Source organism: Marinomonas transparens, from assembly GCF_016463975.1.
Taxonomy (GTDB): domain Bacteria; phylum Pseudomonadota; class Gammaproteobacteria; order Pseudomonadales; family Marinomonadaceae; genus Marinomonas; species Marinomonas transparens.
Window position 1 is genome coordinate 34,009 of sequence record NZ_JAEMNX010000015.1, and the last position, 26,326, is coordinate 60,334.

The 26,326-nt window shown below is 44.7% G+C and carries 22 protein-coding genes; 6 read left to right on the forward strand and 16 right to left on the reverse strand.

Features of this window, described 5'->3' with window-relative positions; all coding sequences use genetic code 11:
- Window positions 1–59: 59 nt before the first annotated feature.
- From I8J31_RS12870 to I8J31_RS12885, 4 genes are all read left to right on the forward strand, one after another.
- Window positions 60–1,091, forward strand: coding sequence for a TRAP transporter substrate-binding protein (locus tag I8J31_RS12870; protein ID WP_199468981.1), 1,032 nt, complete (start codon window positions 60–62; stop codon window positions 1,089–1,091).
- A gap of 25 nt (window positions 1,092–1,116) precedes the next feature.
- A complete protein-coding gene (locus I8J31_RS12875) occupies window positions 1,117–1,620 on the forward strand; it encodes a TRAP transporter small permease (protein WP_199468982.1) in 504 nt (167 codons plus the stop codon).
- Entirely contained in the window at window positions 1,613–2,932 is a 1,320-nt protein-coding gene (locus I8J31_RS12880) for a TRAP transporter large permease (protein ID WP_199468983.1), read from the forward strand. The genes I8J31_RS12875 and I8J31_RS12880 overlap by 8 nt, the downstream gene beginning before the upstream one ends.
- A gap of 146 nt (window positions 2,933–3,078) precedes the next feature.
- Complete coding sequence (locus I8J31_RS12885) at window positions 3,079–3,537, forward strand: MarR family winged helix-turn-helix transcriptional regulator (RefSeq protein ID WP_199468984.1); 459 nt, start codon at window positions 3,079–3,081, stop codon at window positions 3,535–3,537.
- Window positions 3,538–3,617: 80 nt separating this feature from the next.
- Here I8J31_RS12885 and I8J31_RS12890 read toward each other — a convergent pair whose 3' ends face one another.
- Window positions 3,618–7,916 (reverse strand): PAS domain-containing hybrid sensor histidine kinase/response regulator, encoded by a 4,299-nt coding sequence (locus I8J31_RS12890; RefSeq protein WP_199468985.1) that lies wholly within the window; start codon window positions 7,914–7,916, stop codon window positions 3,618–3,620.
- A gap of 543 nt (window positions 7,917–8,459) precedes the next feature.
- Between I8J31_RS12890 and I8J31_RS12895 the strand changes: the two genes are divergently transcribed.
- Window positions 8,460–9,449: a 2-hydroxyacid dehydrogenase gene (locus tag I8J31_RS12895; protein WP_199468986.1), complete on the forward strand. Its 990-nt coding sequence runs from the start codon at window positions 8,460–8,462 to the stop codon at window positions 9,447–9,449.
- Window positions 9,450–9,537: 88 nt separating this feature from the next.
- Window positions 9,538–10,488 carry a sugar-binding transcriptional regulator gene (locus I8J31_RS12900; RefSeq protein ID WP_199468987.1) on the forward strand — a complete coding sequence of 317 codons (951 nt, stop codon included), beginning with the start codon at window positions 9,538–9,540 and terminating at the stop codon, window positions 10,486–10,488.
- 174 nt (window positions 10,489–10,662) lie between these two features.
- Here I8J31_RS12900 and I8J31_RS12905 read toward each other — a convergent pair whose 3' ends face one another.
- The 15 genes from I8J31_RS12905 to I8J31_RS12975 form a co-directional block, all read right to left on the reverse strand.
- Window positions 10,663–11,235: an RpiB/LacA/LacB family sugar-phosphate isomerase gene (locus tag I8J31_RS12905; protein WP_199468988.1), complete on the reverse strand. Its 573-nt coding sequence runs from the start codon at window positions 11,233–11,235 to the stop codon at window positions 10,663–10,665.
- A 137-nt stretch (window positions 11,236–11,372) separates the two neighbouring features.
- Window positions 11,373–12,434, reverse strand: a complete 1,062-nt coding sequence (locus I8J31_RS12910) for an ABC transporter permease (protein WP_233402763.1) — start codon at window positions 12,432–12,434, stop codon at window positions 11,373–11,375.
- Complete coding sequence (locus tag I8J31_RS12915) at window positions 12,434–13,951, reverse strand: sugar ABC transporter ATP-binding protein (RefSeq protein ID WP_199468989.1); 1,518 nt, start codon at window positions 13,949–13,951, stop codon at window positions 12,434–12,436. Before I8J31_RS12915 ends, I8J31_RS12910 begins: the two co-directional genes overlap by 1 nt.
- On the reverse strand, window positions 13,951–14,586 hold the full coding sequence (locus I8J31_RS12920; RefSeq protein WP_199468990.1) for a DUF2291 family protein: 636 nt from the start codon (window positions 14,584–14,586) through the stop codon (window positions 13,951–13,953). Before I8J31_RS12920 ends, I8J31_RS12915 begins: the two co-directional genes overlap by 1 nt.
- Before the next feature lie 83 nt (window positions 14,587–14,669).
- Window positions 14,670–15,602, reverse strand: coding sequence for a D-ribose ABC transporter substrate-binding protein (locus I8J31_RS12925; protein ID WP_199468991.1), 933 nt, complete (start codon window positions 15,600–15,602; stop codon window positions 14,670–14,672).
- Window positions 15,603–15,953: 351 nt separating this feature from the next.
- A complete protein-coding gene (locus tag I8J31_RS12930) occupies window positions 15,954–17,471 on the reverse strand; it encodes an FGGY family carbohydrate kinase (RefSeq protein ID WP_199468992.1) in 1,518 nt (505 codons plus the stop codon).
- 74 nt (window positions 17,472–17,545) lie between these two features.
- Window positions 17,546–18,490, reverse strand: a complete 945-nt coding sequence (locus I8J31_RS12935) for a transketolase family protein (protein ID WP_199468993.1) — start codon at window positions 18,488–18,490, stop codon at window positions 17,546–17,548.
- Window positions 18,483–19,313 (reverse strand): transketolase, encoded by an 831-nt coding sequence (locus I8J31_RS12940; RefSeq protein WP_199468994.1) that lies wholly within the window; start codon window positions 19,311–19,313, stop codon window positions 18,483–18,485. The genes I8J31_RS12935 and I8J31_RS12940 overlap by 8 nt, the downstream gene beginning before the upstream one ends.
- Window positions 19,314–19,530: 217 nt before the next feature.
- Entirely contained in the window at window positions 19,531–19,761 is a 231-nt protein-coding gene (locus tag I8J31_RS12945; RefSeq protein ID WP_199468995.1) for a hypothetical protein, read from the reverse strand.
- Between the two features lie 492 nt (window positions 19,762–20,253).
- Window positions 20,254–20,520: an amphi-Trp domain-containing protein gene (locus tag I8J31_RS12950; RefSeq protein WP_199468996.1), complete on the reverse strand. Its 267-nt coding sequence runs from the start codon at window positions 20,518–20,520 to the stop codon at window positions 20,254–20,256.
- 6 nt (window positions 20,521–20,526) lie between these two features.
- The gene (locus tag I8J31_RS12955; protein WP_199468997.1) at window positions 20,527–21,849 is read right to left on the reverse strand and encodes a metallophosphoesterase; all 1,323 of its coding nucleotides are present in this window, start codon (window positions 21,847–21,849) and stop codon (window positions 20,527–20,529) included.
- A 31-nt stretch (window positions 21,850–21,880) separates the two neighbouring features.
- Entirely contained in the window at window positions 21,881–22,576 is a 696-nt protein-coding gene (locus I8J31_RS12960; protein ID WP_199468998.1) for a histidine phosphatase family protein, read from the reverse strand.
- A complete protein-coding gene (locus I8J31_RS12965) occupies window positions 22,573–23,667 on the reverse strand; it encodes an HprK-related kinase B (protein ID WP_199468999.1) in 1,095 nt (364 codons plus the stop codon). Before I8J31_RS12965 ends, I8J31_RS12960 begins: the two co-directional genes overlap by 4 nt.
- Complete coding sequence (locus I8J31_RS12970) at window positions 23,664–24,572, reverse strand: GAK system ATP-grasp enzyme (protein WP_199469000.1); 909 nt, start codon at window positions 24,570–24,572, stop codon at window positions 23,664–23,666. Before I8J31_RS12970 ends, I8J31_RS12965 begins: the two co-directional genes overlap by 4 nt.
- Window positions 24,565–26,202 (reverse strand): phosphotransferase, encoded by a 1,638-nt coding sequence (locus I8J31_RS12975; RefSeq protein ID WP_199469001.1) that lies wholly within the window; start codon window positions 26,200–26,202, stop codon window positions 24,565–24,567. The genes I8J31_RS12970 and I8J31_RS12975 overlap by 8 nt, the downstream gene beginning before the upstream one ends.
- Window positions 26,203–26,326 lie beyond the last annotated feature (124 nt).

Genomic DNA, 26,326 nt, shown 5'->3' on the forward strand with positions numbered 1-26,326 from the left:
CTACAATGAGAGTCGAGTAATAGAACACTTACATAACAAAAAAAATAAGGTGACTAATAATGAGTAAATTCAAACTCTCTAGCCTGGCCCTACTTGCGGGCTCAATCATGTCTTTCAGTGCATTCGCAGCACCTGAATACACCTTTAAGCTGCATCATATGCTGCCACCTATGTCCATGGCGCACTCGCAATTTCTTGTACCTTGGGCCGAGAAAGTAGAAGCAGAATCGAATGGTCGTATCAAAATAGATGTCTACCCATCCATGCAATTGGGCGGCAAACCGCCACAATTATTTGATCAAACTCGTAAAGGTATTGTAGACCTTTCTTGGACCGTCGCAGGTTATACCCCTGGACGCTTTCCTAAAATGACGGCCTTTGAATTGCCCTTCGTTCCTGGTTCTGCAAAAGCGACTAGTATGGCACTGCAAGAATACGCCGAAGCTGAGATGCAAGACGAAATGAAAGATGTGCACGTGATTGCCCTTCATACCCATGCACCGGGTTCTTTCCACTCCAGAAATAAAGTCATTAAAAAATTAGAAGACTTGAAGGGCATGAAAGTTCGTGCGCCAAATAAAATCATGTCTGGTGGTTTTAGCAATGTCGGCGCCAATACGGTATTTTTACCCGTTCCACAAATGCCTAGCGCCTTATCAAAAGGCGTCATTGATGTCGCAGTACTACCGTTCGAAGTGGTATTACCGTTGAAGATCCATGAGTTGGTTAAACACCACACCCAATTCAAAGGCGCTGGCTTATACACCAATACCTTTATTTTCTCCATGAACAATAAATCCTATAACAGCCTGCCTGCTGATTTGAAAAAAGTCATCGATGACAACTCCAGCATTCCGCTAGCTGGGCACATCGGTGAAAAATTCGATAGCTACGAAGGTTACGCCCGTAAATTTGCTGTCGACCGTGGTAATAGTTTTGATTACATCGAAGGGGCAGAACATGCTCGTTGGGTTAAAGCTATGGCGCCTGTCACCAAAAAATGGGTCGAAGATATGAACGACGATGGCTACGATGGACAACGTCTATTAGATAAAACCAGAGCGCTTATCAAGAAATACGAAAACCGTTAAGCCACGCGCCATTGGATAATTTAGCATGATACGTTTTACTACCGACATACAGCGATCTATCCTAGGTCGCTTGTCAAATATTTTTGCTCTTACAGGTGGGTTTATCATGTTAATACTGGCGGCGGTTACTGTCGCCAGTATTATTGGTCGAACTACCATGGGTCAATCAATAGAAGGCGATTACGAAATCACAGAAATGGGCTTAGCCATGGCGGTTTTTCTGTTTTTGCCTGAATGTTATCTACGCAAGGGCCACGTCATTGTGGATCTATTTACCTCAGCCTGTAAGCCGAGCACCTTACATACCTTAGAGGTCATTTCTAATATAATCTTCACCCTAGTTTCTTTTACCTTTGCCTATCGTATGAGCCTTAGTGGTTTTGAGGCATATGATTACCTAGAGCAAAGTATGCTGCTTGAACTCCCCACTTGGTGGACCTTCATTGTGGGTGTCATATGCATGTCTCTTTGCGGACTATGTGGTCTTTATAGGTTGTTCACCACGTTCCGTGGAGGTAATAATGAGTAATATCGAACTGGCCTTTTTCATGATGGCAGTCCTGCTGATACTCATGAGTATTCGCATTCCCATTGCCCTTGCCATGTTAGTCTGTGGTGGTATTGGCTATTCCTTAATTGGTGGCATTCCTGCTTTACTGGAATATTTAGGTACAGCGCCTGTCTCTAAATTTTCCAGCTATGATCTCTCCGTTGTCCCCCTCTTCCTACTAATGGGAGAACTGGCCACCCGCTCAGGCATTACCGCCGAGCTGTTCAAAACTTGTAATACTTGGATTGGTCGCCAACGTGGCGGCATTGCCATGGCGGCCATTGCTGGCTGTGCAGCGTTTGGGGCGATTTGCGGGTCATCGTTAGCAACCGCCTCGACCATGGGCAAAGTCGCTTTACCTGAGATGAAACGCCTAAAATACTCTGGTGCGCTTGCTGCGGGATCGCTGGCAGCCGGTGGCACATTGGGGATTTTGATTCCACCTTCTATGGTATTAATCATTTTTGCGGTACTGACCGAGCAAAACATTTCGAAAATGTTTATCGCTGCCTTTGTGCCAGGGTTTCTAGCGGCTGGAGGCTATATTCTGGCGATTGCCATCTATGTTCGAATCTACCCAGAATCAGGCCCACGCGGTGAAAAAACGACTTTAGCGCAAAAAATAAAATCCACGAAAGATGTCTGGCATATTACGGGGATTTTCCTCGTGGTATTAGGCGGCATCTATATGGGGATTTTCACGCCAACAGAAGCTGCTTCTGTGGGGGTTATTTTGACGGCTATTTTGGCTTTCACCCATGGAAAAATGCGCTTGGACGGCCTCTTGGTCTGCTTAATGCGTACCGCCGTTTCTGCGGCGATGATCTTTTTCATCGTCTTAGGAGCGGATCTTTTTAGTGTCTTTATTGCTCTGTCTAGGTTACCTGATCTAGGGGTAGAGCTGATCCAAAACTCTGGATTATCCGCCTACACCATCCTTGTCCTAATGCTACTCACCTACTTGGTGATGGGGTGTTTCCTAGATAGTTTAGCCATGATATTACTGACTATTCCTATCTACTTCCCTATCGTTATTGCCATGGACTTTGGCATTCCGCCAGTAGATTTAGGTATTTGGTTTGGTATTTTGGCTCTCATAGTGGTGGAAGTTGGACTCATTACGCCACCTGTTGGCATGAACGTCTTTATCATTAAATCCTTCGATGACAGCCTGAAATTAAAAGAATGTTTCAAAGGCGTTATTCCTTTCTTAATATCGGACTTTGTTCGAGTGGCGTTATTGATACTCTTCCCAGGTATCACACTCGGATTAGTGCATTTAATAAGCTGATATTGATCTACAAAACTGAAAAGGGCTGGAAAAATCAACAATGAACCAGCCCTTTTAATTAGACAAAACAACAGTTTAGAAGTGCAACAGTTTTTGTTTTTCTACTATAATGGCAAAAGTATTAACCAACAATGATTGAGGCTCGAATGGCTGACGACAAAAAAACCACTGACACTCCCGTAGATTTTGGCATATTAGACACTCTCATTGGTTATCGTTTACGTCGTGCCCAAATGAACTTCTTTACCAAGTTCTCAGAAGTGTGCTCTGACCTTGGCATCAGTCCCGGCCTCTTTGCCGTTATAGTTATCGTTGAAAAAAACCCAGGATTAACCCAAACGGCTGTTGCACAGGCTTTAGGTAATGATAGATCAGCCATGGTAGCCGCGGTTGATAAACTTGAAGGCATGGACATTATTGAACGTCGACCAGCAAAAAATGACCGACGTTCCTATGCCTTATTTATGACCCAATACGGCCAAGATTATTTTAAAAAATTAACTAAACGAGTGATGGAATACGAACAGGCAATGGCATCACGCTTAAAAGATGATGACGAAGTCACATGGCTATTAGAAAAGCTACAAATCTTATCGAAAGACTGAGGCTTAGTAGATTTCTTCGTACCTTTCTTACAAATCTTGTACTGGTGATCAAAAAGCTTTTATCACTCGTACAAGCTGTCTTAACTCACCTCAGCCAATGCAGCCATAATAATCGCCAATTCCTCTTCTACCTGAGCACTTAACTCGACAGTATCAATCGTCGCTAGACAATCTTCAATGAGCGCTTGATCTTCTGATGCGATTAAGCCTTGCTCAAATGACAAAAGACGTTTAGATAAACCGGTTAAGCCCATGGTCAAACAGGAACCTTTTAAGGTATGTAGACCCTCTAATGTTAACGCTTTATCTTTCTGTTTAGCGCCTTTATTAATACTGTCTAACAAGTTTTTAGATTCAAGTGCAAAACCATCCACAAGGCTCGTCAACAAATCCGTGCTGCCACCAAAGCGATCCAAAATGGAATGAATCTCTTCAACTTTAGACCCAGTCGTTAAGGCTTTATCTCCATGTTCAAGCACTTCCTGAACTGGCGGCTTCTGACTCTCACTCTCAATGGTGGTCTCAGTCTGCACAACCTTTACGTATGACTGAATACATTTCACCATCAGCTCTAAATCTAACGGTTTACCGAGGTGGTCATTCATACCCGCATCCAAACAGCGCTGACGATCTAAATTAGAAACATTAGCCGTCATCGCAATAATTGGCAGCGGGAGAAAACGTTTATCCTTTCGAATTCTGCGTGTTGCTTCTAGACCGTCAATATCCGGCATCTGCATATCCATCAGCACAAGGTCAAATGTCCCTTCCTGTTGCTCACATACTTTTTCAACGCCTTCAATGCCGCCTTCAGCCAAAGTGACCGTGGCACCTTCTGCAGTCAGTAATTCGTCAGCGACCTGACGGTTAAAAGCATTATCTTCTATCAACAAGATATTCACTCCTGCCAAGCGCTTAGCACAAACCCCATCGGCAAGTTGTGCAACAAACTCCTTGCCATCTGACACAGCCTGATAAACAGATTCAGATAGTTGACTCAGGGTGACAGGCTTCAGCAAATAATCTGAGAACAAACCGGTTTCATTGCTATTGTTTAGACGATCATTTGGATTATTCGTCAACATAATAATTTTGGGACATGAACCTTCTGCAAGTTGGGCATGAAGAAATGCTACCCCGTCTAGACCTTCAAAGTTTGGCATATGTGCATCCAACAAAATCGCATCAAACGCCTCTTCATTTGCTTGTGAAGCAAGTATAAGATCTACCGCTTGTTGTCCAGTCTCAGCCGTTACGCCAGTCCAACCCAAGGTACGGATCATACGAAGAAACATAGCTTGTGAGACCCTGTTGCTTTCAACGACTAAAATACGTATGGAGCGTCTTGTTTGTGTATCAATAAGTTGTTTTTGTTGGGTCATTTCTGCAATTGGCAACTCTATTGTGAAATGAAAGCAACTGCCTTCTCCTACCACACTCTCAACCAGCAGCTCGCCTCCCATTAACTCAACAAACCGACGACAAATCACTAAACCAAGACCTGACCCGCCAAAACGCCTTGCGGTGGAAGATTCCGCCTGAGAGAAGACATCAAAAATGTGTTCACGCTGATCTTCCGAAATGCCAATCCCTGTATCTCTCACCGCAACAGCAAGCCGAGCAACATTTCCTTTAGTAGCAAGGCATTTGACCTCTAGAGTAACGACACCTTCTAAAGTGAACTTTAAGGCATTACTGCTTAAATTAATCAGTATCTGTAAGAGCCTCATCTGATCTCCGATAAGAAAAGGGGGAATGTCCTTATCAATATCAAATACCAGCTCAACCCCGTTATCTCTATTCGTGCCTGACAACACAGTCGAGAGTTCAAACAATAACTCTTCCAGTTCAAACGGCGCATGGTCAAGCTCTAACTTGCCTGCATCTACTTTAGAAAAATCCAAAATATCATTGATCAAATTCAGTAAGGATTTTGCTGCGATTTGGGCTTTAGAAATATAGTCATGTTGCTGATTCGATAAATTCGTACGCAGTACCAGATGCAGCATGCCCAATACCGCATTCATTGGAGTGCGTATTTCGTGGCTCATATTAGCAAGAAAGTCTGACTTAGCCGCGCTCGCCGCATCCGCCTCGTCCTTGGCTTTACGTAGCCAGGTTTCTAAATTCCGTTCATCGGTAATATCACGATTAATACCGGTTACCTTAAGCGCCTTCCCATTCTCATCCCTTTCCACAAACGCACCCGATTTAAGATAACGGACACTGTCATCCGGTAACACAATTCGAATTACACGGTCATACTCTTCCACCCCCTTTATTGCATTATTCAATGCAGATATGGCGCTCTCTCGATCTTCTGGGTGGACTCTATTGTACCAGTGCTCATAGGTGATACCTTCTTCCCTTAGCGATAATGGATAATGATAGATCTCAAATAAAGTATCGCTCCATTCCAAAGTATGACTCGTCAAATCTAGATGCCAAATTCCCAATTGTGCTACCTGCGCCGCCATCAACAACTGATCTCTGGCTGAAATGAGCGCCTGCTGACTCGCCTTCTGTTCAGAGATATCCTGCGCCATGCCCAAAACACCCACCATCTCACCGCTAGAGTCTTTCATGGTCGTAATCACTAATGACACGGGAATAATCTCGCCATTCTTAGCAACATAGCTCCACTCTTGTCGGTCGTAATCATTCTTATAGGCTTTATAAGATAAAGTCGCGAGGCCTTCCGGCACTCTTCGTCCAGTTTCCGCCTGCAACTCTTTATGGCGAGCTTCCACCTCAGATTGGAGATGAAAATCTAGCGGCGTCAGTTTACCGATGGCTTCCTCAGAAGAATAACCCAACATTCTTTCAGCGCCTGAATTGAATAATTTAATAATGCCATTCAGATCTGTGGCCACAATGGCAATTTCCGAAGACGAATCTAAAACATTGTTCAGAAGTAAATTGGACTCCCGTAATTCGGTCGTTCTCTCTCTTACTTGCTTCTCAAGACTCGTATTGAGTTCACGAATTTTTGCTTCGGCTTCTTTCTGATGGGAAATATCACGAACCGACTTAGAAGCCCCAACAACTTGGCCTAAATGATTGATAATCGGTGATACGGAAACGGCAACCGCTATCTCAGCCCCTGACTTGGTTTTGCGCCAAGTCTCAAAAGGCATAATCGCGGTTTTATTCTTTAAACTAGCAAGCACCCTTTCTTCTTCATAACGAAGCGAATCTGGTACCAGAAGCTCCATAACTGTCTTGCCAATCGCCTCCTCTTTACTGAACCCTAAAAGTCGCTCAGCACCACGGTTCCAACTGGTAATCTTGCCATCCAACGTCTTACTGATAATACCGTCAGCAGAACTTTCCACCACCGCCGTTATCATAGACTGTTGTGTTTCTACTTCTCGACGGCGGGTAATATTCACTCTAATCGCCCCAAGTAAAAAAGTAACCAAAAAGCTAATCAGCACACCTGTCGCCGCAATTTTATAAATACTAGGTAAATTAAGATCTTCAATAAACAACGGAGAAACGGCGACTCCTCCTCGCCACTTTCGGCCAAAAATAGAATACTCTTCAGCATGTTCAAACACTCTGGTAATTAACTGCCCCTTAGTATAAAAACGTTCCCCTTCCTCTGAATCCGTTATATCAAACAGCTCGAAATGCTGACGACTGGTATCTATCTCTAAATCCGCTAATACCCCGTCCATCGACAAAGGCGCATAACTCCAACCAAAGCCCATTTCCAACCGCTCTTCAAGCAAGCTTGGTACAACATCGCCGCGATATATAGGCAAGAAAATCACAAAAAACTGTTCAAGTTTTCCAGTCGATTGCTCTTCTAAGATAGGCGCACTAAGTCGAGTTTCACCACTCTCCAGTGCTGCACGGGCGGCGTCTCGGCGTTTTTTTTCAGACGCTATATCCAGTCCTATGCTTTGCTCGTTTCTGGCAATAGGCTCAACGTACTGAATCACGTAACGCTCACCAATATTGGGGGACAGCTCTTTAATGGTAAACAACGGCCAACCACTTTTTCTCGTAATATCAACAAACCCTTCCTCGTTAACCTGAGACACACGACGAACAAAGCCAAAGCCCTTCGCTCCTGGAAATGCCGTGTCTATATTCAAAGCTGAACCGTAGCGCTGAAAAGTAGCCCTATCTATGTCATGCTCTCCTGCCATTAAAATGGCCCCTCGGGCGCCTTTTAAGCCATATTTATAAAGTTGAATTCGAGAAATAACAGCCTGCATCGCATTCTTGGAGGCATGCTCTGTAGCTTTAGCAATACGCATCGTATTACTTTGATAAACAATATTCGTTACAAATGCTGTAAGACTCAGACTAATAAGCAGTGTAAAAAAAACCAACGGATGGAAAATATTTTTAGAGAACTTCCCGCTCATATGTTGCCTCCAATGGCAAACTTCATATTAGAAAAACAATAAAAATCAAACAATTACTAAAGTAATAGAAAATAGTTTATAAGCATAAAGTGTAGTCTAGAGGAAAATATTTTTTCCTTTATTAAGAAAAAACAAAAGAAAAAACAACAAATTTTTACCCATTTAAAACCAAGTAGAAATTAAGGAATGGGTGAACAAGTCCTCATGCCCCTGCATTGCCCTAATAACCTATATCCATATAGACATCAGCATGTGGATAAAAGCCTGTTATTCGAGGCGAGTAACGAACCTAAATAGTGAGCCTATTTTCGAGGTGATCAACAAAAAATTCAGGCTTTTAGGTCACGTCCTGTGAGCCTTAGTAGACTTATTCACACCTTCCTTAACTTCCCCCGATGAATACTTTCCACCTGTATTTCACCGTTAACAACAAAAAATGCCTTTGTTTTCTTGTTTCATATCAAACTATGAAACACCAATTAAACACGCTATAACTTTTTAGGCTATAACAAGTATTGAAATATAAAGGACTGGATGACTTTAATGAAAATCGCTGTTTTCTCATGCAAACCCTATGATAAAAGAACTCTATCAACATGCGCTCATGGCACTCATTTAGAAATGACCTATTTCGAGAGCCGTCTCAGCATGGAGACCATCAGCTTGGTAAAAGACTTTGATGCTGTGTCCTGCTTTGTCAACGATGACGTAAACTCCGAAGTCATTCACAAGCTAAAAGAACAGGGCATCAACACCATTGCATTGCGCTGTGCGGGTTTCAATAACGTCGACCTCTATGCGGCAAAGGCCGTCGGCATTCATGTTTTCCATGTCCCCGATTACAGTCCAACGTCCGTGGCAGAGCATGCTGTTGCCCTTATTATGACGTTAAACCGAAAAACCCATCGCTCTTACCACAGGGTAAAAGAGGGCAACTTTGCCTTAGAAGGCTTGTTAGGGTTTAACTTGCAAGGTAAAACCGTCGGCTGTGTTGGTACAGGCCGTATTGGCGCGGCATTTTGCCATATTATGAAAGGCTTTGGCTGTCATGTTATCTGCTACGACATCATGCCGTCACAGGAACTCATCGACCTAGGTTGTGAATACCTAGATTTGGAAAGTCTCTACCAAGAAAGCGACATCATTAGCTTACACTGCCCCTTGAATGCTTCTACTCATCATTTAATCAACAGTAAAAGCTTAGCCAAAATGAAAGACGGCGTGATGATCATCAACACCAGTCGTGGCGCACTGGTTCACGCCCAAGAAGCCATCGATGGCTTATATAGCAAAAAAATTGGTTACTTAGGACTGGATGTATACGAACAGGAAGGCGCTATTTTCTTTGAAGACATGTCCTCCCGCATTATTCAAGACAGCGTCTTCCAACTCATGCTGACTTTTCCCAATGTCGTTGTCACAGGACACCAAGGCTACTTCACCGAAGAAGCCCTAAACCATATAGCAGAAACCACCATAGATAACCTACTCAACCATCAAAATGGTAAAAACGCACCTAGGCAGTTGGCTTAAAACATCATCAGGTTAAACAGTCGTATTTTATGGTATGATCGTTGCTATTATTAGACGTAAAATACGACTGTTTAGAGACTTCATAATAATGTCAAAAGCTGACGAAAAAAGGCTGCTGTTAAAAATAGCCACACTGTATTACCAAGATGGTTTAAAACAAGCGGACATCGCAAAAACACTGCGTTTATCCCAGTCTCAAGTATCCCGAGCCATTACCCGCTGCCTAAAAGAAGGCATAGTAAAAATCAGTGTTATCCAACCTCCTTCAGTATTCATTGGCTTAGAATCCCAAATTCAACAACGTTTTAACGTGCCCAATGTGATCGTGGTCGATATCGAAGACAACCCGAGCGATGCGCAGATAAAAAGAGTCATTGGCTCTTCCGCTGCCCATTATTTAGATACCTCATTACGCGATGGTGACCTAATTGGTATTTCTTCTTGGAGTGACACCATTCGCTCTATGGTTGACCAGATGCATGCCACCAAAGCCAAGGCGAAAGGCCTAATTCAATTGCTTGGTGGTGTCGGCCATAACGGGAATATTCAAGCCACCATTTTGACCAAAAACATGGCCGATATTCTGTCTTGTCCAGCTTATATGCTACCCGCTCAAAGTATTGAGCAATCCTTAGTGGAAAAAGACAAACTACTCAGTACCGAAGAGGTATCCGAAGTGGTTGACATGTTCAATCAAGTGAATCTTGCCATTGTCGGCATTGGCATGCTCGAACCTTCTAACCTGCTACGTAACTCTGGCAACTATTACGACACCAAACTACTTAAAGAATTCGCTGACAAGGGTGCCGTTGGCGATATCTGTTTACATTATTATGATAAAAACGGCACTCCCATGATGGCGTTGAAAGACGACCCCGTCATCGGCATGTCACTAGAACAATTAGAAGCCTGTGAACTGGTCGTCGCCCTAGCGGGCGGAGCAGATAAGGTAGAAGCGATAAAAGGCGCGCTGTCAGGAAATTACATCGACGTGTTGATTACCGATCGGGTTACTGCAGAAGCAATCTTAAAGCATTAACCTAAGCAACACTTGTTAACAGCCAACGACCACCCTTTGATAACGATTTTGCCAGTAATCATATTTTCCTTGTCTGGGGAGGAATAGAGTTCCATCACTTTCGAGTGCTGACAACTCTTCCTTATTTTTCCACCAGCCAATTACAAGCCCAGCAAAAAGCTGGGGATTATCATCTTACTGTTCTTCAGGTCTATCTACTAGACTTAGGGTCAAGTCACCTAATTTGTGCACTTCAAAATTATTGGCTTTGTATTCGTCGTAATCAAATGCTTCCATCTCATCCACAGCAATTTTATGATATTCATAAAAGTCCGGCCACCATTCATGGTCATCGCCAAATTTTGTGCTCAAGAATGCATCAACAGCGGCCTTACCCATTTCTGGCGCGACATACCAAGCTCCCAGAGACAACACGTTAACATCATTACCAATCACACAACGACGGGCAGCAGGAACACTTTCCACCACGCCACAACGCACACCTGGACACTTAGCCGCAGCTAAATGAACGCCCATACCAGTACCACAGAAAATAATCGCACGCTCGAACTCTTTTTCAGTGATCTTTGAGCCTGCACGTAAACCAATGCGATGGAACATTTCCACATCTGGATCATCGGGGTCTTTCACACCAATGTCTGTTACTTCCCAACCTTTGCTTTCCAAATACTTAACAATAACTTCTTTAAGCGGAAAACCAGCCCAATCAGCGGCAACTAAAATCTTTTTGTCTTTTATTAATTTCATTTTTATTCTCCAAAGGACACTCAAAAGTGATAAAAATTTAGGCAGTTGCTTCTTGCCTTATTGTTTTTATTTAATAAACCTCTCTGCTTTTCTTTTTCATTTTTATGAATCATTTTACTCATGGCTTAACCTATAAATTAAGATGCCAATTTTTGAGAACTAATGGCCGCTTTATATTGCAACTTGTTTTGCATCTGATCGATGATCACCGCCACAATAATCACCAAACCTTTAATCACCATCTGCCAAAATTCACTGACTCCCATCATCACCAAACCATCGGCTAAAATGCCTATTACAAAGGCGCCAATCAGCGTGCCAGATATGGTGCCTCGCCCCCCCGCTAAGGAAGTACCGCCCAACACCACAGCCGCTATGGCATTCATTTCAAAAGCCGTCCCTGTCGCGGGATGACTCGCAACAAGTTGCGACGTAACCACTAATCCCGCTACCCCAGCGCATAATCCCGCAATGGTATACACCCAAACTTTGACATTATTCACCTTAATGCCCGAAAGCTCTGCGGCTTTTTCATTGTCTCCTATGGCATAGACATGGCGACCAAAAGGCAATTTTTTAGCAATATAGGCAATAATGCCAGCCATGATGAACATCAACCAAATGGCGATTGGTAAGCCAAGGAAGTGCCCCGCTCCAATAATGTCAAAGCCGGTATTGCCTAATTCTGGGTTGCCCTGTAACGCCGGAAAGGTTTCACCACCCGACAACAGCATAGCCGCACCACGAATGATATACATGGTGCCCAACGTACAAATAAAGGGCGCCACGTTATAGCGGGTAATAATCAGTCCGTTTAACGCGCCAATCAATCCGCCAATAATAATGACGACGGGCACCACCACCCAAACACTAGGAAATATCGCTATACCTAATGGCGCAATAACCAGTCCTTTGGAGATTAAATACCCAGCGACCATGCCACAAAAACCCAAGGTCGCACCAATCGACAAATCAATGCCCGCGGTAATGATGACAAAGGTAATACCCAGCGCGAGAAAGGCATTAATCGAGATGTGTTTAATCATAATAATCACACTGGTTGGCGCTAAAAAACCATCCACGGTGAAAGAGAAAAAACCCAGTATGATAAATAACGCAATAAAGGTGCGCAGTTTTAATAAGATCAAACCAATATTATTGGCATTGTATGAGACTTTTTTATTATTCATGTTCATCATTAAAATCCTTGAGCACTGGCAAAAACCAAACTTGATTCATCCGCTTCACTTCGCAACACGTCTGCCGTCATCTTGCCGTTGGACATGACTAAAATTCGGTCAGAAACCGCCATAATTTCTTTTAAGTCGGACGTCGAAAATAAGATACCAATACCTTGTTCTGACAACTTCACCATCATTTCAAATACATCACCTTTCGCGCCGACATCGATCCCCCGTGTTGGCTCATCAAGCAACAGCACTTTCGGGCCCGTTAATAAGGACCGGCCAATCACCACTTTTTGCTGATTACCACCGCTTAGTGCCTGTATTTCGACCTGTGGAGAAGACACCTTGATAGAGAGCTCATTAATGGCTTGCGCGACAGATTCTTTTTCTTCACTTTCCGCGATGACAAACCCCTTAAGCCGTTTCCATAAACTCGACATGGTCAGATTATTTGACACCGAGCTGATCGGAAAAATACCTGTTTTTTTTCTATCTTCGGGCACCATACCTATGCCCATTTTGATGCGCTCTGGTGTGCTGGTTTTGCCACTGATGATGTTATCGCTTAGGGAAAACTCACCCGTGTAAGTCGCCTTCCCCAATAAACACTCAAACAACTCCGTTCTGCCTGCCCCCATCAAACCGTAGATGCCGACCACCTCACCAGCTCTAAGCGAAAAAGACACATCATCAACCACTTTGACTTCGGCTTCATTTATCTGCGTAATGCCTTTTGCTTGTAACACCACATCACCAAAAGACCGGTCAGGCTTTAAAAAATTGGTGACTGGTTCACTGCCGAGCATTTCCCTGACAATCCAAGCCACATCGATGTCTTCAACCAAGGCCTCGGATTGAAATTTTCCGTCTCTTAAAATTGTAATGTACTGACCAATTTCCATCAGTTCTTCTAGACGGTGAGAAATATAAACAATGGATACTCCTTGCTCCGTCAAATCATTAATCACATCAAATAAAATCTTCACCTCTTTTTTACTCAATGCCGAGGTAGGTTCATCTAATATCAAGATATCCACATTGCCGACCAAGGATTTGGCAATTTCAACCAACTGTTTTTGGCCGACTTTTAAATTGGCGACCAGCTCGGTGGGGTCAATGTCTTGTTTAAGGCGAGCCATGGCTTCTTTGGTTATTTGGTTTTGGCTCTGGTTATCAATCGGTGCTAAGCCAGTTTGCTTTTCTCTACCAAGAAAAATGTTTTCGGCGACCGTTAGGTTTTCAGATAAATTCAGCTCTTGGTGAACCATGCCAATGCCACACTGCGCGGCAAATCGTGGGCTGGTAATATTAATCGCTTCGCCCTTTAGATAAAGCTGACCTTCTGACGGCTGCTGAACACCAGAAATAATCTTCATTAGAGTCGACTTGCCGGCACCATTTTCACCAATGATGACGTTGACCGCCCCGCGATAAACCTGGTAATCAACCTGATCTAAGGCTTTGGTGCCGGGAAATACCATGGAGATATTTTCCGCCTTCAGGATGACGTCTTCATTTTCTACCGCCATCACAAGCCCTCCTTTTTAATCTCTAAAGGAACGGCGTGAGTCACCTTATTTGACGTAATAGTCACCGCGGCTAAGACATCGACGGTTTCCCCCACCCAACTAGCATCGGGCTGAGTAATTTGACGAATGGATTGTTTATTCAGCGCTTTTGATAAGCGTGCAAATTGAATTTGGTTTTTAAACTGATCAAAAGAAAGAAACGACATGGCATCTCGAATCGAATTTCCTTTAATAATAGAACCCACTTGCAGGGCAATTTGATAGCCAGAACTTTCGACAATCAGCGATTTTTTTAGCTTTGACTCATCCAGCTTTAACACCACACCTTGAAACCGTACAAAGCTCACTAGCTTGGCATTTTCTACTACTGTTGATAATTCAACCGCTTTATCACGGGCATCCTGTTTAACGGACGGCCAGATTTTTTCAGTAATGGCCTCAGGTGTCATATTTTTAAATAATGCCGCATCCGCCGCCGACATAGGAATAATAGGCTTGCCGTTTTCATCCAAGTCAACAACGTGGCAAGCCGTTAGGCTGGCAAACACCACGCTCAGCAAAATAGTTTTGAGCAGGCGTGTGTTTAGCTGACATAGGTTTAGCTGACAGACTTTTGAAACAAAACTCTTATACATTATCTACATCCTTTAACACAGATAATTTCCAAGCATTAAAAGAAGGCAAAAGCCACAACTTAGCCTTTGCCTTCAGAAGGACATTATTTCAATGCAAAAGTATCTAGCTTATGCGCATTAGATTCGTCGATCAGCACACAATCCATAAGCTGCTTTTCATCCAATCCGGTACTGCCAGTTCTAATGTATTTATCGGCTTGCACAACGGCCATTTGCGCTTGCTCCCAAGCTGGCTGTAGCACAGTGGCCTTGATGTTAGCGCCTGCCAAAATCGAATCACGCACGTAATCACTGCCGTCAAAGCCGACCACAATCACATCGCTACGACCTGCCGCTTTTAACGCCGCTTCAGCACCTAGCGCCATGGTATCGTTACCTGAAATCACCCCTTTGATATTAGGGTTGGCCTGTAGGATAGACTCCATACGAGTAAAGGCTTCTGTCTGACTCCAATTCGCCGTTTGTTGAGCCACCATTTTCATATCTGAATAGTCATCAATGACATCATGGTAACCCTGAGAACGAACCCTAGCATTGGTATCTGATTCACGGCCGAGTAACTCAACATAAGTGCCTTCACCGTCCATTAGCTCAACAAACTTCTCTGCACCCAGCTGGGCACCTTGATAGTTGTTAGAAACGATCTGGGAGATAGCCACACCGGTTTTATTAATTTCTCGGTCAATAAGAAAGGCAGGTACACCCGCCGCTTTGGCTTTTTCTAAAGCACCGATGGTCACATCAGCACCGGCATTATCGAGAATGATGGCTTTGGCTTTTCGCGCAATGGCGGTGGAAATAAGTTGGTCTTGCTTATTCGCATCATCGTCATGGGAAACAACGAGAGTGGTATAGCCTAGAGCTTCGGCTTTCGCCTTTGCCCCCATGGCCTCAGATTTAAAAAAAGGATTATCATGGGAAGGCGTGATAATGGCGATCAGACCACTAGCAGAAGCCACTCCAGAAAAAACAACAGATAAACCAAACAAAGCAGAAACAAGGATTTTTTTATTCATATTATTTTCCTCAGTGAATATTTATTCAAGACGTGCTATTTATGCAAACCTAGTGTAATACAACCTCTTAAAAAATGTCTACATCATTATAGAAAAATATTAAAAAGTCGTTTTATTAAGTCGAATTAGAGACAATAAAAAGCTTCCTAACAAAGATAAAAAACCAATAAAATCAAATAGATAATCATTATTTAAAAATAACTCAAAGCAAAGCTTAATCGTTAAATCTAGTTTGATACTCTCTCTAAAAGACCTTATGACCAATAGGAACCTCGGTCATTAAATCAGCCTAGGGAACCAGCCCTCCCCTAGGATAAATAAACAAAATAAGAGAGCTTGCCCATCTTGTCATTATTGGGCCAAGCGACACTTCTTAACGGCCAAAGCCCACTGCGCATAACGAGCTTGCCAGTAGGCTTGCTTCTCTTGTCTGGGGGTAAACAGGGTGGCCTGACCTTCTAATTGCGCCAGCTCTTCTGTCGTTTGCCACCAACCAATCGCAAGACCGGCAAGATAACCCGCTCCCATAGCCGATACTTCAGCCACATCACCACGTCGAATAGTAACGCCCAATAAGTCAGCTTGCGCCTGCATAAGCCAATCGTTGAGCGTAGGACCACCATCGACACTTAGGTATTCAATCTTCTCGGGCAACTCTTCTGCGATCACATGAAACACATCCGCCACCTGAAAAAGTACCGATTCAAAAGCAGAACGCGCCATATCCGCTCGTTCAGTGGCGCTTTTTAATCCGCAAAAAATCCCCGTTGCCTCCAGATCCCAATAGGGTGCACCCAGCCCAGATAAAGCTGGTACAAAAAAAACCGACTGGTCCGCGCTTGCCTGCGCGGCAAGCTCACACATGGCCTCCATGTCCTCAACACCGAGCATGCGTCGCACCCAATCTATCGCGGATCCAGTATGGGTGATATTGCCTTCCAGCCCATAAAATAGCGTCGCATCGTCCCATGCAATCGTGGTACTGATCTCACTGCGAATAGTGGGTAATTTTGGCATCGCCGCCATCACTGAGCTGCCTGTGCCATAGGTCGCTTTCACCACGCCCTTTTGATAACCACCATGGCCATACAAAGCCGCATGGGAATCACCAATTTGTGAGGCAATAGGAATGCCTGACTTAAGCACTCCAAACTCACGACTCAACCCCACCACATGGGAAGAAGGCACCACGTCAGGTAAGGTCGCGGCAGAAATGCCTAATCGATCTAAAATAGCCGTGTCCCAAACTTGCTCATCAATGTTAAACAACTGAGTGCGAGACGCGTTCGACGCATCGGTAATAAAGACATTGTTGGTCATGTTCCAGACCATCCAAGAATTAATGGTGCCCACGCAAATTTCCCCTCGCTCTGCTCGGGCATGACCATCAGGAATCTGCTGTAACGCCATGGAAACTTTTGTGGCTGGAAACATGGGGTCTAGGGTCAAACCTGTCGATTTCTGCACGTAACGACTAAAGGCATCATCTTTACGCAAGGTTTCACACAAGGACTCGGAACGGCGGCACTGCCAGCTCATCACCTGAGTCAGAGGTTTGCCAGTACTGCGTTCCCACAACACCACAGACTCCCGCTGATTACTGATGGCTACCGCTTCAATCGCCACTTCGTTAGAGCCTTCAGCTGAATCAATAGAGCCTTCAGCGCAAACAACAGAGCCCACCGCCAAAGCAATCGAATCTTTCATCTTCTCAATCATTTCTAGGGGGTCTTGTTCCACCAAACCGGCAGAAGGGAAGCTTATCGATAAAGGCACAGAGCCCTTACCAATCACATTCCCCTGCTGATCCAGCAGCAATGACTTCACATTCGTCGTGCCTTCATCTATGGCTAAAATTACCTTACGCATTCACCGCCTCACTCTTTACCCTATGCACTCTGTACTCTATGCACTATGTTCAATCTTCAATGCTCGCCAACGATTCAATGTTCGCTCACTAGCCGTTGGCAGACAGCAACAATACCTGCGCTGTCGATAGAAAGCATTTTACGGGTATAGGGGCGGTCTCCAGCGGCGGCATAATCCCCGTCTTTGACCCCTAAACGCACCAACTTACCGCCGATGCCCTGCTCTGATATCACTTCTGCCACAAGACTGCCCAGTCCACCATTCACATTGTGCTCTTCTACCGTAACGACATGCTTTGATTGACCCAACATGTGAGCAAGTGCATCTCGGTTAAGAGGACGAATAGAGGACACATTCACCACAGACACCTCGATGCCCTGAGCTTTCAAAGTATTCGCTGCGGCCACCGCTTCATGCACCACGGAACCCAACGCACAAACCACCACCTGTTTGCCCTGACGAAGCAAAACGGGTTCACCTGGGACAAATTGATAATTTTCATCATGCAATTCAGGCAAGGCCTTACCGTCCATTCGAATATAGACAGGGCCCTCATGGGTTATCGCATAGTCAATAATTTGCTTACATTCACGGGGACAACCGGGAGCAAAGATTTGAATGTTACCGAAGCCACGCATAATACTAATATCATCAATAGAATGATGAGTACTGGCCAGCGGGCCATAACTGGCACCTGAATTCAGGCCAAACAACTTCACATTGGTATTGTTATAACAAACATCCACCTTCACCTGTTCGTTACTGCGGGAAATCAAAAACGGTGCCGCATTACAGGTCACAGCAACTTTGCCCCCAAGCGCTAAGCCAGCCGCTGTACCAACCATCACCTGCTCCGCAATACCAACATTCACCAAGCGATCCGGAAAGGCCTCAGTAAAGGGTTTGATTTTCGATGTCGACGTTGAATCCGCCACCACAGGAACCAAATCTACCCCTTTGTTCACCGCATCGATAAAACACTGCACCATGACAGTGGCAAAATGTTCACTGTTAGACATCCGCTAGCTCCTTTAATGCAAGTTCCACTTCTTCACCTTTTGGTACCCTATGGTGCCACTCAGGACGACCCGCAATAAAAGACACCCCAGCCCCTTTGGTGGTATTGGCAATCACCACATTGGGCTGACCTTGCGCTTTAAGTCCTTCTAAGGTTTCCACTATGGACGCGACATTATTGCCATCACATTGAGCGACATGAAAACCAAATGCCTGCCATTTTTTGTCCAGTGGATCGGTTCTCATAATCGATTCCGTTGTCCCTGCCAGTTGCAGCTTGTTCTTATCATTAATCACAATAAGATTATCCAGCTTATAATGGGCCGCTACTAAAGCCGCTTCCCAATTACTGCCTTCGGCTAATTCGCCATCACCGGTTAACACATACACTTTTCTCGGACTGCCATCGCGCTTCGCTGCCAAGGCCAAGCCGACCGCAACAGGCAGACCATGGCCCAACGCACCGGTATTTAATTCCACCCCGGGGGTCTTTTGGCGTACCGGATGACCGGGTAATTTAGAATCGTTGTGTTGATAAGTCGGCAACCAGTCTTCTGGAAAATAGCCCGCCTCAGCTAGGCAACAGTAATAACCACCCGCCGCATGACCTTTAGATTGAATATAAATATCACGAGTATCATCCGTCACCCGATCAGGAGCGCAATTTAACAGTCGAAAATACAAAGACGTGACAATTTCTACTTGCGAAAGATCCGCGCCCGTATGGCCGCCAGCAGGACTGTCCGCATTTAACCTGATTATTTTTCGCCTAATCGAGCGAGCCTTATTTTCCAGCCCCTCAATATCAAGTTGAAAAGGGTTCATAAATTCTCCTATTAAATCAAACAAATACCATTCTTGGATTTATTTTCCTATTTGAATATTTATTCCTGTCAGACAAAAAAACGACAAACCGCGTGCCACAGACATCATGGCTAACGTCGCAACAAAGGCTGGCACACAAAAAAGACAATCCTCTCCCAGACACCAGTCCAACTCCCCCCGAGGCAATCAAGCCAGCGGCTATCGCAGCTTCCATTAGTCAGCCCATCTCTTTCGCCAAATAACCCATCACCATGCCACACAGCGACAAGATAGAAGCAACGGAAAGAATGCCTAACACGGTGATTTGATCAAGAACATTGACGACGCTTCGTAACGAGAAGAACGACTCTGTCGTAAAGAAAAGAAAAGCACAAAGCAGTAACAAGCCAACCAATGGGCCATTTACACCACTTAATGAGAACAACGCACCAAATTGGCTTCTCAGCATAGATATCACTCCAAGAAATCATCTTATAATTTTTATAATTCATTCTTAAATGAATATTTATTCATATTCGATTAATTATTCATTCGTGATATTAATTAGACTCCCTCTCACTTGTCAAGCAATTAAAACAACTCGAATGGAAAAAAGATGAAAGTGTCATTGTATGCGGTTCTATTAGACCACTGCAAAGAGGATCAACTTAGGTATTACAGAGCGCTTTAAAAGACGGTTACCCTGTTGTCGTGGGTAGCATCGACACAAATTACGGCCCAACGCTAGAAAGATCACAAACTACTGCACATGATTGGGGTATGGCTTTAGATATAAATACCAAGGACATATTCTTTATGCTGTAAAGAAGCATTTTCTACATGAAAACCGCAGGCAATGATGGTCACGAATATAGATGGCGGCTGAATGATGTCTTAAAAAAGCACTTAACCATCATCCAATTAGGTGCTTTTACGCTACGAAAACCCATTTTATCTCGTCTCAACTGCCTATTTTAGGCAGTTCTTTACTTAACTTCTTCGGGTGTTTTTCCCAGCGGATTTTAATATCCACCTGTTGGCGGTCATCTTCTTCCGAAGCACTGACTTTCAAATACAATAGCCCTTGTGGTTCTAAGGCAAGCGTGCCTTTGTCATCACTAAACTCCAACTTGCCCTTACCTAATCCTTTAGAAATGGACTTAAGCAAATCTTGAATATCAGAGGCATCTAATAGGGCTTCGTGTTTAAACTCGGTTTTCGATTTCATAATGACCTACCCATATATTTGACGTAATGCATCTGGTTTCATCACCTTGGCGGTTGGATAATCACAGCTGATCCCAATCAAGCCCTGATGCTTATTAATCAAGGTGGCGCCAATACCAAAACCCTCCAGTCCTTCATTTTGGCGGGAATGCTCGTCTAATGTGATGTCAGCTTCCACATGCACCAACCCTTTTTTCACCGTCACTCGCTGGCCTTCTTGCCGATTAATATGGCCTTGAACAACCACATGAATACCGGCTTTATGCACCGCTTTAACACCGCGCTCCGTCAAGGGTAGATCCGCATCTCGATACTTGGTTCGAAAGGTATTGGCAATGGAGCTGTAATAAAAACCAAACAGATCCCTATGTTTCAAATTACGATGGAACGCCTTATTGGCATAGCCTGTGCCATTTTTTAACAACAGCTCGCCCATGGTGTCATCCAAACCCGCGTGCAGAAATAAAAACGAGCCTCGCTTCGCCACCAGCTTCATCTTGCGATAGAACCAATGAAACTCGCCTTTCTTATGCAGAAACAGTTTTTGACACTGTAACGAAGCCGCGTACACATGGCGTAGACTCAGACCAGCAGCATGACAATTTTTTTCAAAACTGTGCGTTTTAGAGTGCATTTTGCGCACTTCTCGCTCAACCCCTTCCGAGGTCAACTGACCCGCCGCATGGTAGGGAAACTCTTCAAACCATTTGTCACTTGGGAATAGCTCTTTTCGACAGGCATCTTCACTGGGAATATTCTTCTGCCAATGGGTATCTGCTAAGTATTGCTCGAACACCTCTTTAAACAAGGGAATGACTTTTTTACCCATGCGCACAAAGAAATGCTGATTACCTATGTCCTTTTGACGCGCTAACGCCAGCAACCCCATGATCAAACGTAAATCATGATTGCCCGCTAACAGGGTGACACGGGCATCTAATCGATAAAGGTGCTTCACACTGCGCAATAAAGAAAGGTTGCTTGGCCCCTTATCCAAACAATCTCCGCCAATGATAATTTCAGAACGTCGTCCCGTTTTGGTGAGCTTAAACTGGCAAAGTCCATCATGGGTTTTCTTCACCACCCCCGCCGCCACCAAAGACGCTTCAAAAGCCGTCGCATCCGCATGGGGGTCTGAAATAAACACCACAGGGCGACTTGGCCACTTCAGCTTGCGCTTTATATGATGAGCCGTGGTTTGCCCTGTTTCACGGGCCATGGCATTAGTCGAACCACTGTCGTCAGGCCACGGAGCCCACTCATTCGGTAGGCGGGCAATAATATCAGCGTGTTCTGAACGAACAGAAACAGCAGGAAGAGGACTTTGCATGATTATGATTCACCTATTGTTTTGAGCACGATTAATCTGGCACATCTTGATTCATATTGAGAATGTGACGCTGTTTCCAATCACCAAATCGCTTTCGGGTCGGCTGATTATCGACAAATTCAAATACCACAGGATGCCCATAAAACATACTTAGCCCTTTAATATCCCCCATAGTCATAAGATTAAGATGAAAGGCCCCATGCCGAATCGCCGCACCATGCCCCACGATCAACTTAACCCCTTGGCTCGTACTGTCACGCCAAGCCAACACATGGCGAGCCACACGCTCACCAGCTTCTAATAGCGACTCAGCACCATCAAAAGGGAGCTTATAGTCACTGTTGGATTTCCAATGCTTCGGCGGCGTAGTAAAACGTGGGTCCAGCGCTAAAACGCGCTCAATCTCAGTAATCGTCAAATTGGCGACGGCCCCCACACTGCGCTCACAAAGCGCTGAAAAACTGCGTAATTGTGGCTTAGCAAGGAAAAAATCTTGTAGCTCTTCAAGATAAATCTGCCCTGTTTGCCACGCTCTTAGCAAGGTGGAGGTGTCAATAACAGGGTCAAGTTTTTGCCCTGTTTCCCGCAACCAACACCCAAAAGCACGGGCTTGTTCGCGCACTTCCAACTCACCCGAATCGGTCAAGGGAAAAGGCTGTAAAGCACTCGGTACATTAGACAACTGTTCATAAGCGCCATGGCGAATCAGTGCGCACACCCGACTCATAGCTGATCCATTCCCTTGATCAACTCAAACGCCACATCAAAGTCGATGGCGCCCGTTAATTTAAATACCCGCACCGTCTTCAACATCTGGCAGTATTCAGCCACCGACGGACAGTCATTTGAGTCACTGAATACACCCACTTTGTCTTGATAGAATGGCCCCGGACGTTTACGCAACCCCTCAATGGTGTCTGGCTCTTTTTCAAGATCAACCAAGGTCAAACAAGTGGGCTCAGATGACGCCAAAGACCAATCCAGCATGATCAAATTTTTCAATTCCCCCTGTAACTGCACCCTATTTTCACCATACTCATCCTCGATCTGCACATCGTACTTTTGCTCTAATTCCCACAGGGCTTGCTGCGCTAACTGACTGAGTTTTTCCTGCTCATTAAGCGGCAAAATATGTTTTAACCTATCATTATGGGAATGCAACAAGGTGCCCGGATTCACTCTCGGCAACTTGGCAACCCCCACCGCTTTGACGCCTTCACTCGTCGCTTCCATCAGAAGTCGGTCATTCGTCAGAAACTGCCTTGAAGCGTCTTCCAAACAACGCAACATTAAGGTCGATTTACCGCCGCCAGACCCAGCCGCAATCGCGGTTACTTGCCCTGCGACACTAAAACCTGAGGCATGCCCTAATACCCAATCACGGCGTAAATGCACATTGATAAACTGGTTATTAATAAAGTTAATAACCTGCGCAAGGTTATCGAGACAAGGGCCTACAACAATAGGGTCACGCTGGCGCTGTAGCATCAACATATTGGTTTTAAACTTCTTAATCCAACGGCCAGAAGCACTTTCTAGATAGCCTTCTTTTCGACCTTGCTTACCCGCTTCTCTAGGAACCTCTAACCAATCTAGATCATCTTCTACCGCAGGCTGATCAATAATATAAACGCTAATCGTTTGCTCAATAGCAGTGTCTTCAACATAGCTTTTATAGTAGTCACCGAGTTCGGTAAGAATATCCATATTATTCGTGTAAACATCGACTCGTAAGGAACCAAAGACCAATCGAGATCGAAATTGGCAATTCGACATTTCGACCTTCAATTGTCGAGTATCTAACAGGTTCGTTATCATTTTCCTTCTCCTACTTGAGCGAGAGCATAATCGCTATAGGCTGCCGCAGCATCCACACCACAGCCATCTAGCGCCCCTTTAAAACCTCCAAAAGCCGACACTTCAAACACCACCGGACCTTGATCCGTCAAAGCAATATCGACGGTGGTAAAGCTCATGTCATAACAGGCTTGGGCACGACGCCCTAATTCGATCAATTGGCCATCAGCATCATGCTTTTCATAGCGCCCACCACTGTTAATCGTTGTATTCCATGCATCGCCCCCTGCGACACGCGCATAGGTACACAAGTATTCACCACCTAAAAACACCATGCCTAAATCTCGGCCTTTTAAATCAAGCGCTTCTTGGATATAAAAAATAGTATTGTGTTGTCGATACTCAGCTAACTTGGCTTGTACTTCTTCGTCACTGTCACCTTTGCCTAATATCAACATGCCCCGTGCTTTGGTTGAATACAGGGGTTTTAATATCGCTGAACCATATTCCCGTACCGTGGCAAACGCCAACTCCGCTGACTCGGTAACACGAGTTTTCGGCATAGGAATACCGCCCTGCTGTAACGCCAGTGTGCCACTCAAACGATTAATCAAACGCCCCATACTTTTAGTGGGACTAAACACCTTCACACCCAGACTTTCCAGATGCGACAACAGATGAATTCTATCCTCTGTGCTCGGTGCATAAACTTCGCTGATCTTCTTCACGATCAAGCCATCTAATGTGGCCAGATCCAACCCCTTCCATATCACTTGATTGGTATCTAAACGTAGCTCGACGTCTTTCATATCAATCACGGCACGGAAACCTGTCTGCGCCTCTAACCGGTCTGCCAACACTTCCGTTGACCATTTCCCTGGAATTCCTACAACGCCAATTTTCTTACGACTAGACGGCTTATTCAAAGTACAGCTCCTGTAATGGAATCTTAAATTTCAATTCTTGCTCTGGCGTCATTTGAGCAAGTTTTTCAAGTAAATATCGAGCACGAAGATGCATGCGTGATGCCAATTTCTTATCGAAAATAAAACGCGTTGACGTGGCAAAGGAACGCGCCAAACCAGCGGCTAACCTAAGTTCAAAATAGACATCGTCATGGCGCTTAGCAAAACGACGACCAAATTGGTAAACCTGTTTCGCACTCTCCATCATTAGCTTTCGGGTCGAACCACTCAGCACTTGTAGGCGATAAATGGACACCATTAATACAGAAAGATCTTGCACATAATCAAAGTACGCAGACCGATGCAGATCAATGAAATAGATACGGTCTTCCACTTCATCGTAGATCAAATTATCGACATTAAAATCCCCATGAATCAGCACAGAAAAAGGCGCGCTCCAGCGTAATTCTTTTGCTTCAACGCGGTGAATCAAGGTTTTAAAACTGGGACTAACCTGTCCGCAAATGCGATGCTCAGGCGTGAAAAATTCTGGGTGCACCTTATGACTGTCGCCAATACGTTTATCCAGCTGCTGCATAAACCTTGCATGGGACAGCTCTGTGGTATGGGTCGTCTTCCACATTTTATTTAGGGTTTTAAATAAGGCAGCAAGCGCCGCTTCGACACCTTGCTGCTGCTCCGCCAGTAACAAGGTTTCTAACGTTTTACCCGCCATGTGTTCTATCAAAAGCGCAGAGGTCTCACCTTTCGAAGAAGTGTGAGCCAAAACATTTGGTGCCAAACGCGGGTCAATATTGCGCCAGTTTGCTACCCCCTGTACTTCTTCGGCAATCTTGCTACGATCCCCCTCTTTATAAACAGCTAATATGTCTTTGTTTGACGCATCTTTATGGGAGATTGCCGCAATGGCACTGCCCGAACGGGTCAACGCCAAGCGACGTACTTTTAAGTCGCTCAAACTGTAATTCAGCGTCGATACCGAGTCCTGTAAATGGCCGTAGTTTTGTAACGACACAACCTGCCCTAAATCTGCCTTGATTAACGCCTCGCCCACCACGGCTAATTGCTTAATCACCCGTTTCAAAGCAAAGTTGCTCAATATCGCCGCCTGTAACTGAGCATCATTTAAGTGCTCTTTTGCCGCCAAGGTCGTCGCCTGAATCTCGTCATAGGACACCAAAAGCGCCTGCGTACGGCGACCTAATTTAATCCCCGTGCGTCGGTGAGACTTACCCATTCCAGACTTTACTAACTTGATACAGCGCTCGATACGACGCACTAATTTACGACACGCGTCACGACTTGGATGAGGGTAAGCTTCTGCTAATGTGCCTTCTTGAATGCAATCAAAAAAATGCACCGAGACCCCATCCAAAGCCAACGCCAAAGAACGCATCGCCTCGACACGAATATAAAAAGCTGTGCCCGGTTTACGTCGTTCTAACAGCCAAGCACATTCTTTTTCCATCTTTTCGCGTAAGGTTTGTACGTAACCACGACGGGTACGAATACGAGGCAAAAGTTCAATGGAGTGCGTTTTGAAAAAGAGTTCGACAAGGTGACAATGGGTTTCCACTTCATTTAAAAGAAAATGTAAGTTCTCTTGGACTGCCGAGGCAGAAGTTGGCATGATTTAAATCCATCACAAAGGTGAAAATACTATACACGAATCGTCACATTGGAAGATTACGATTCAGTGACAATTGACCTCGCACAAAAGCGAAACACATCAAATGGCCCTAAATAATACTAGG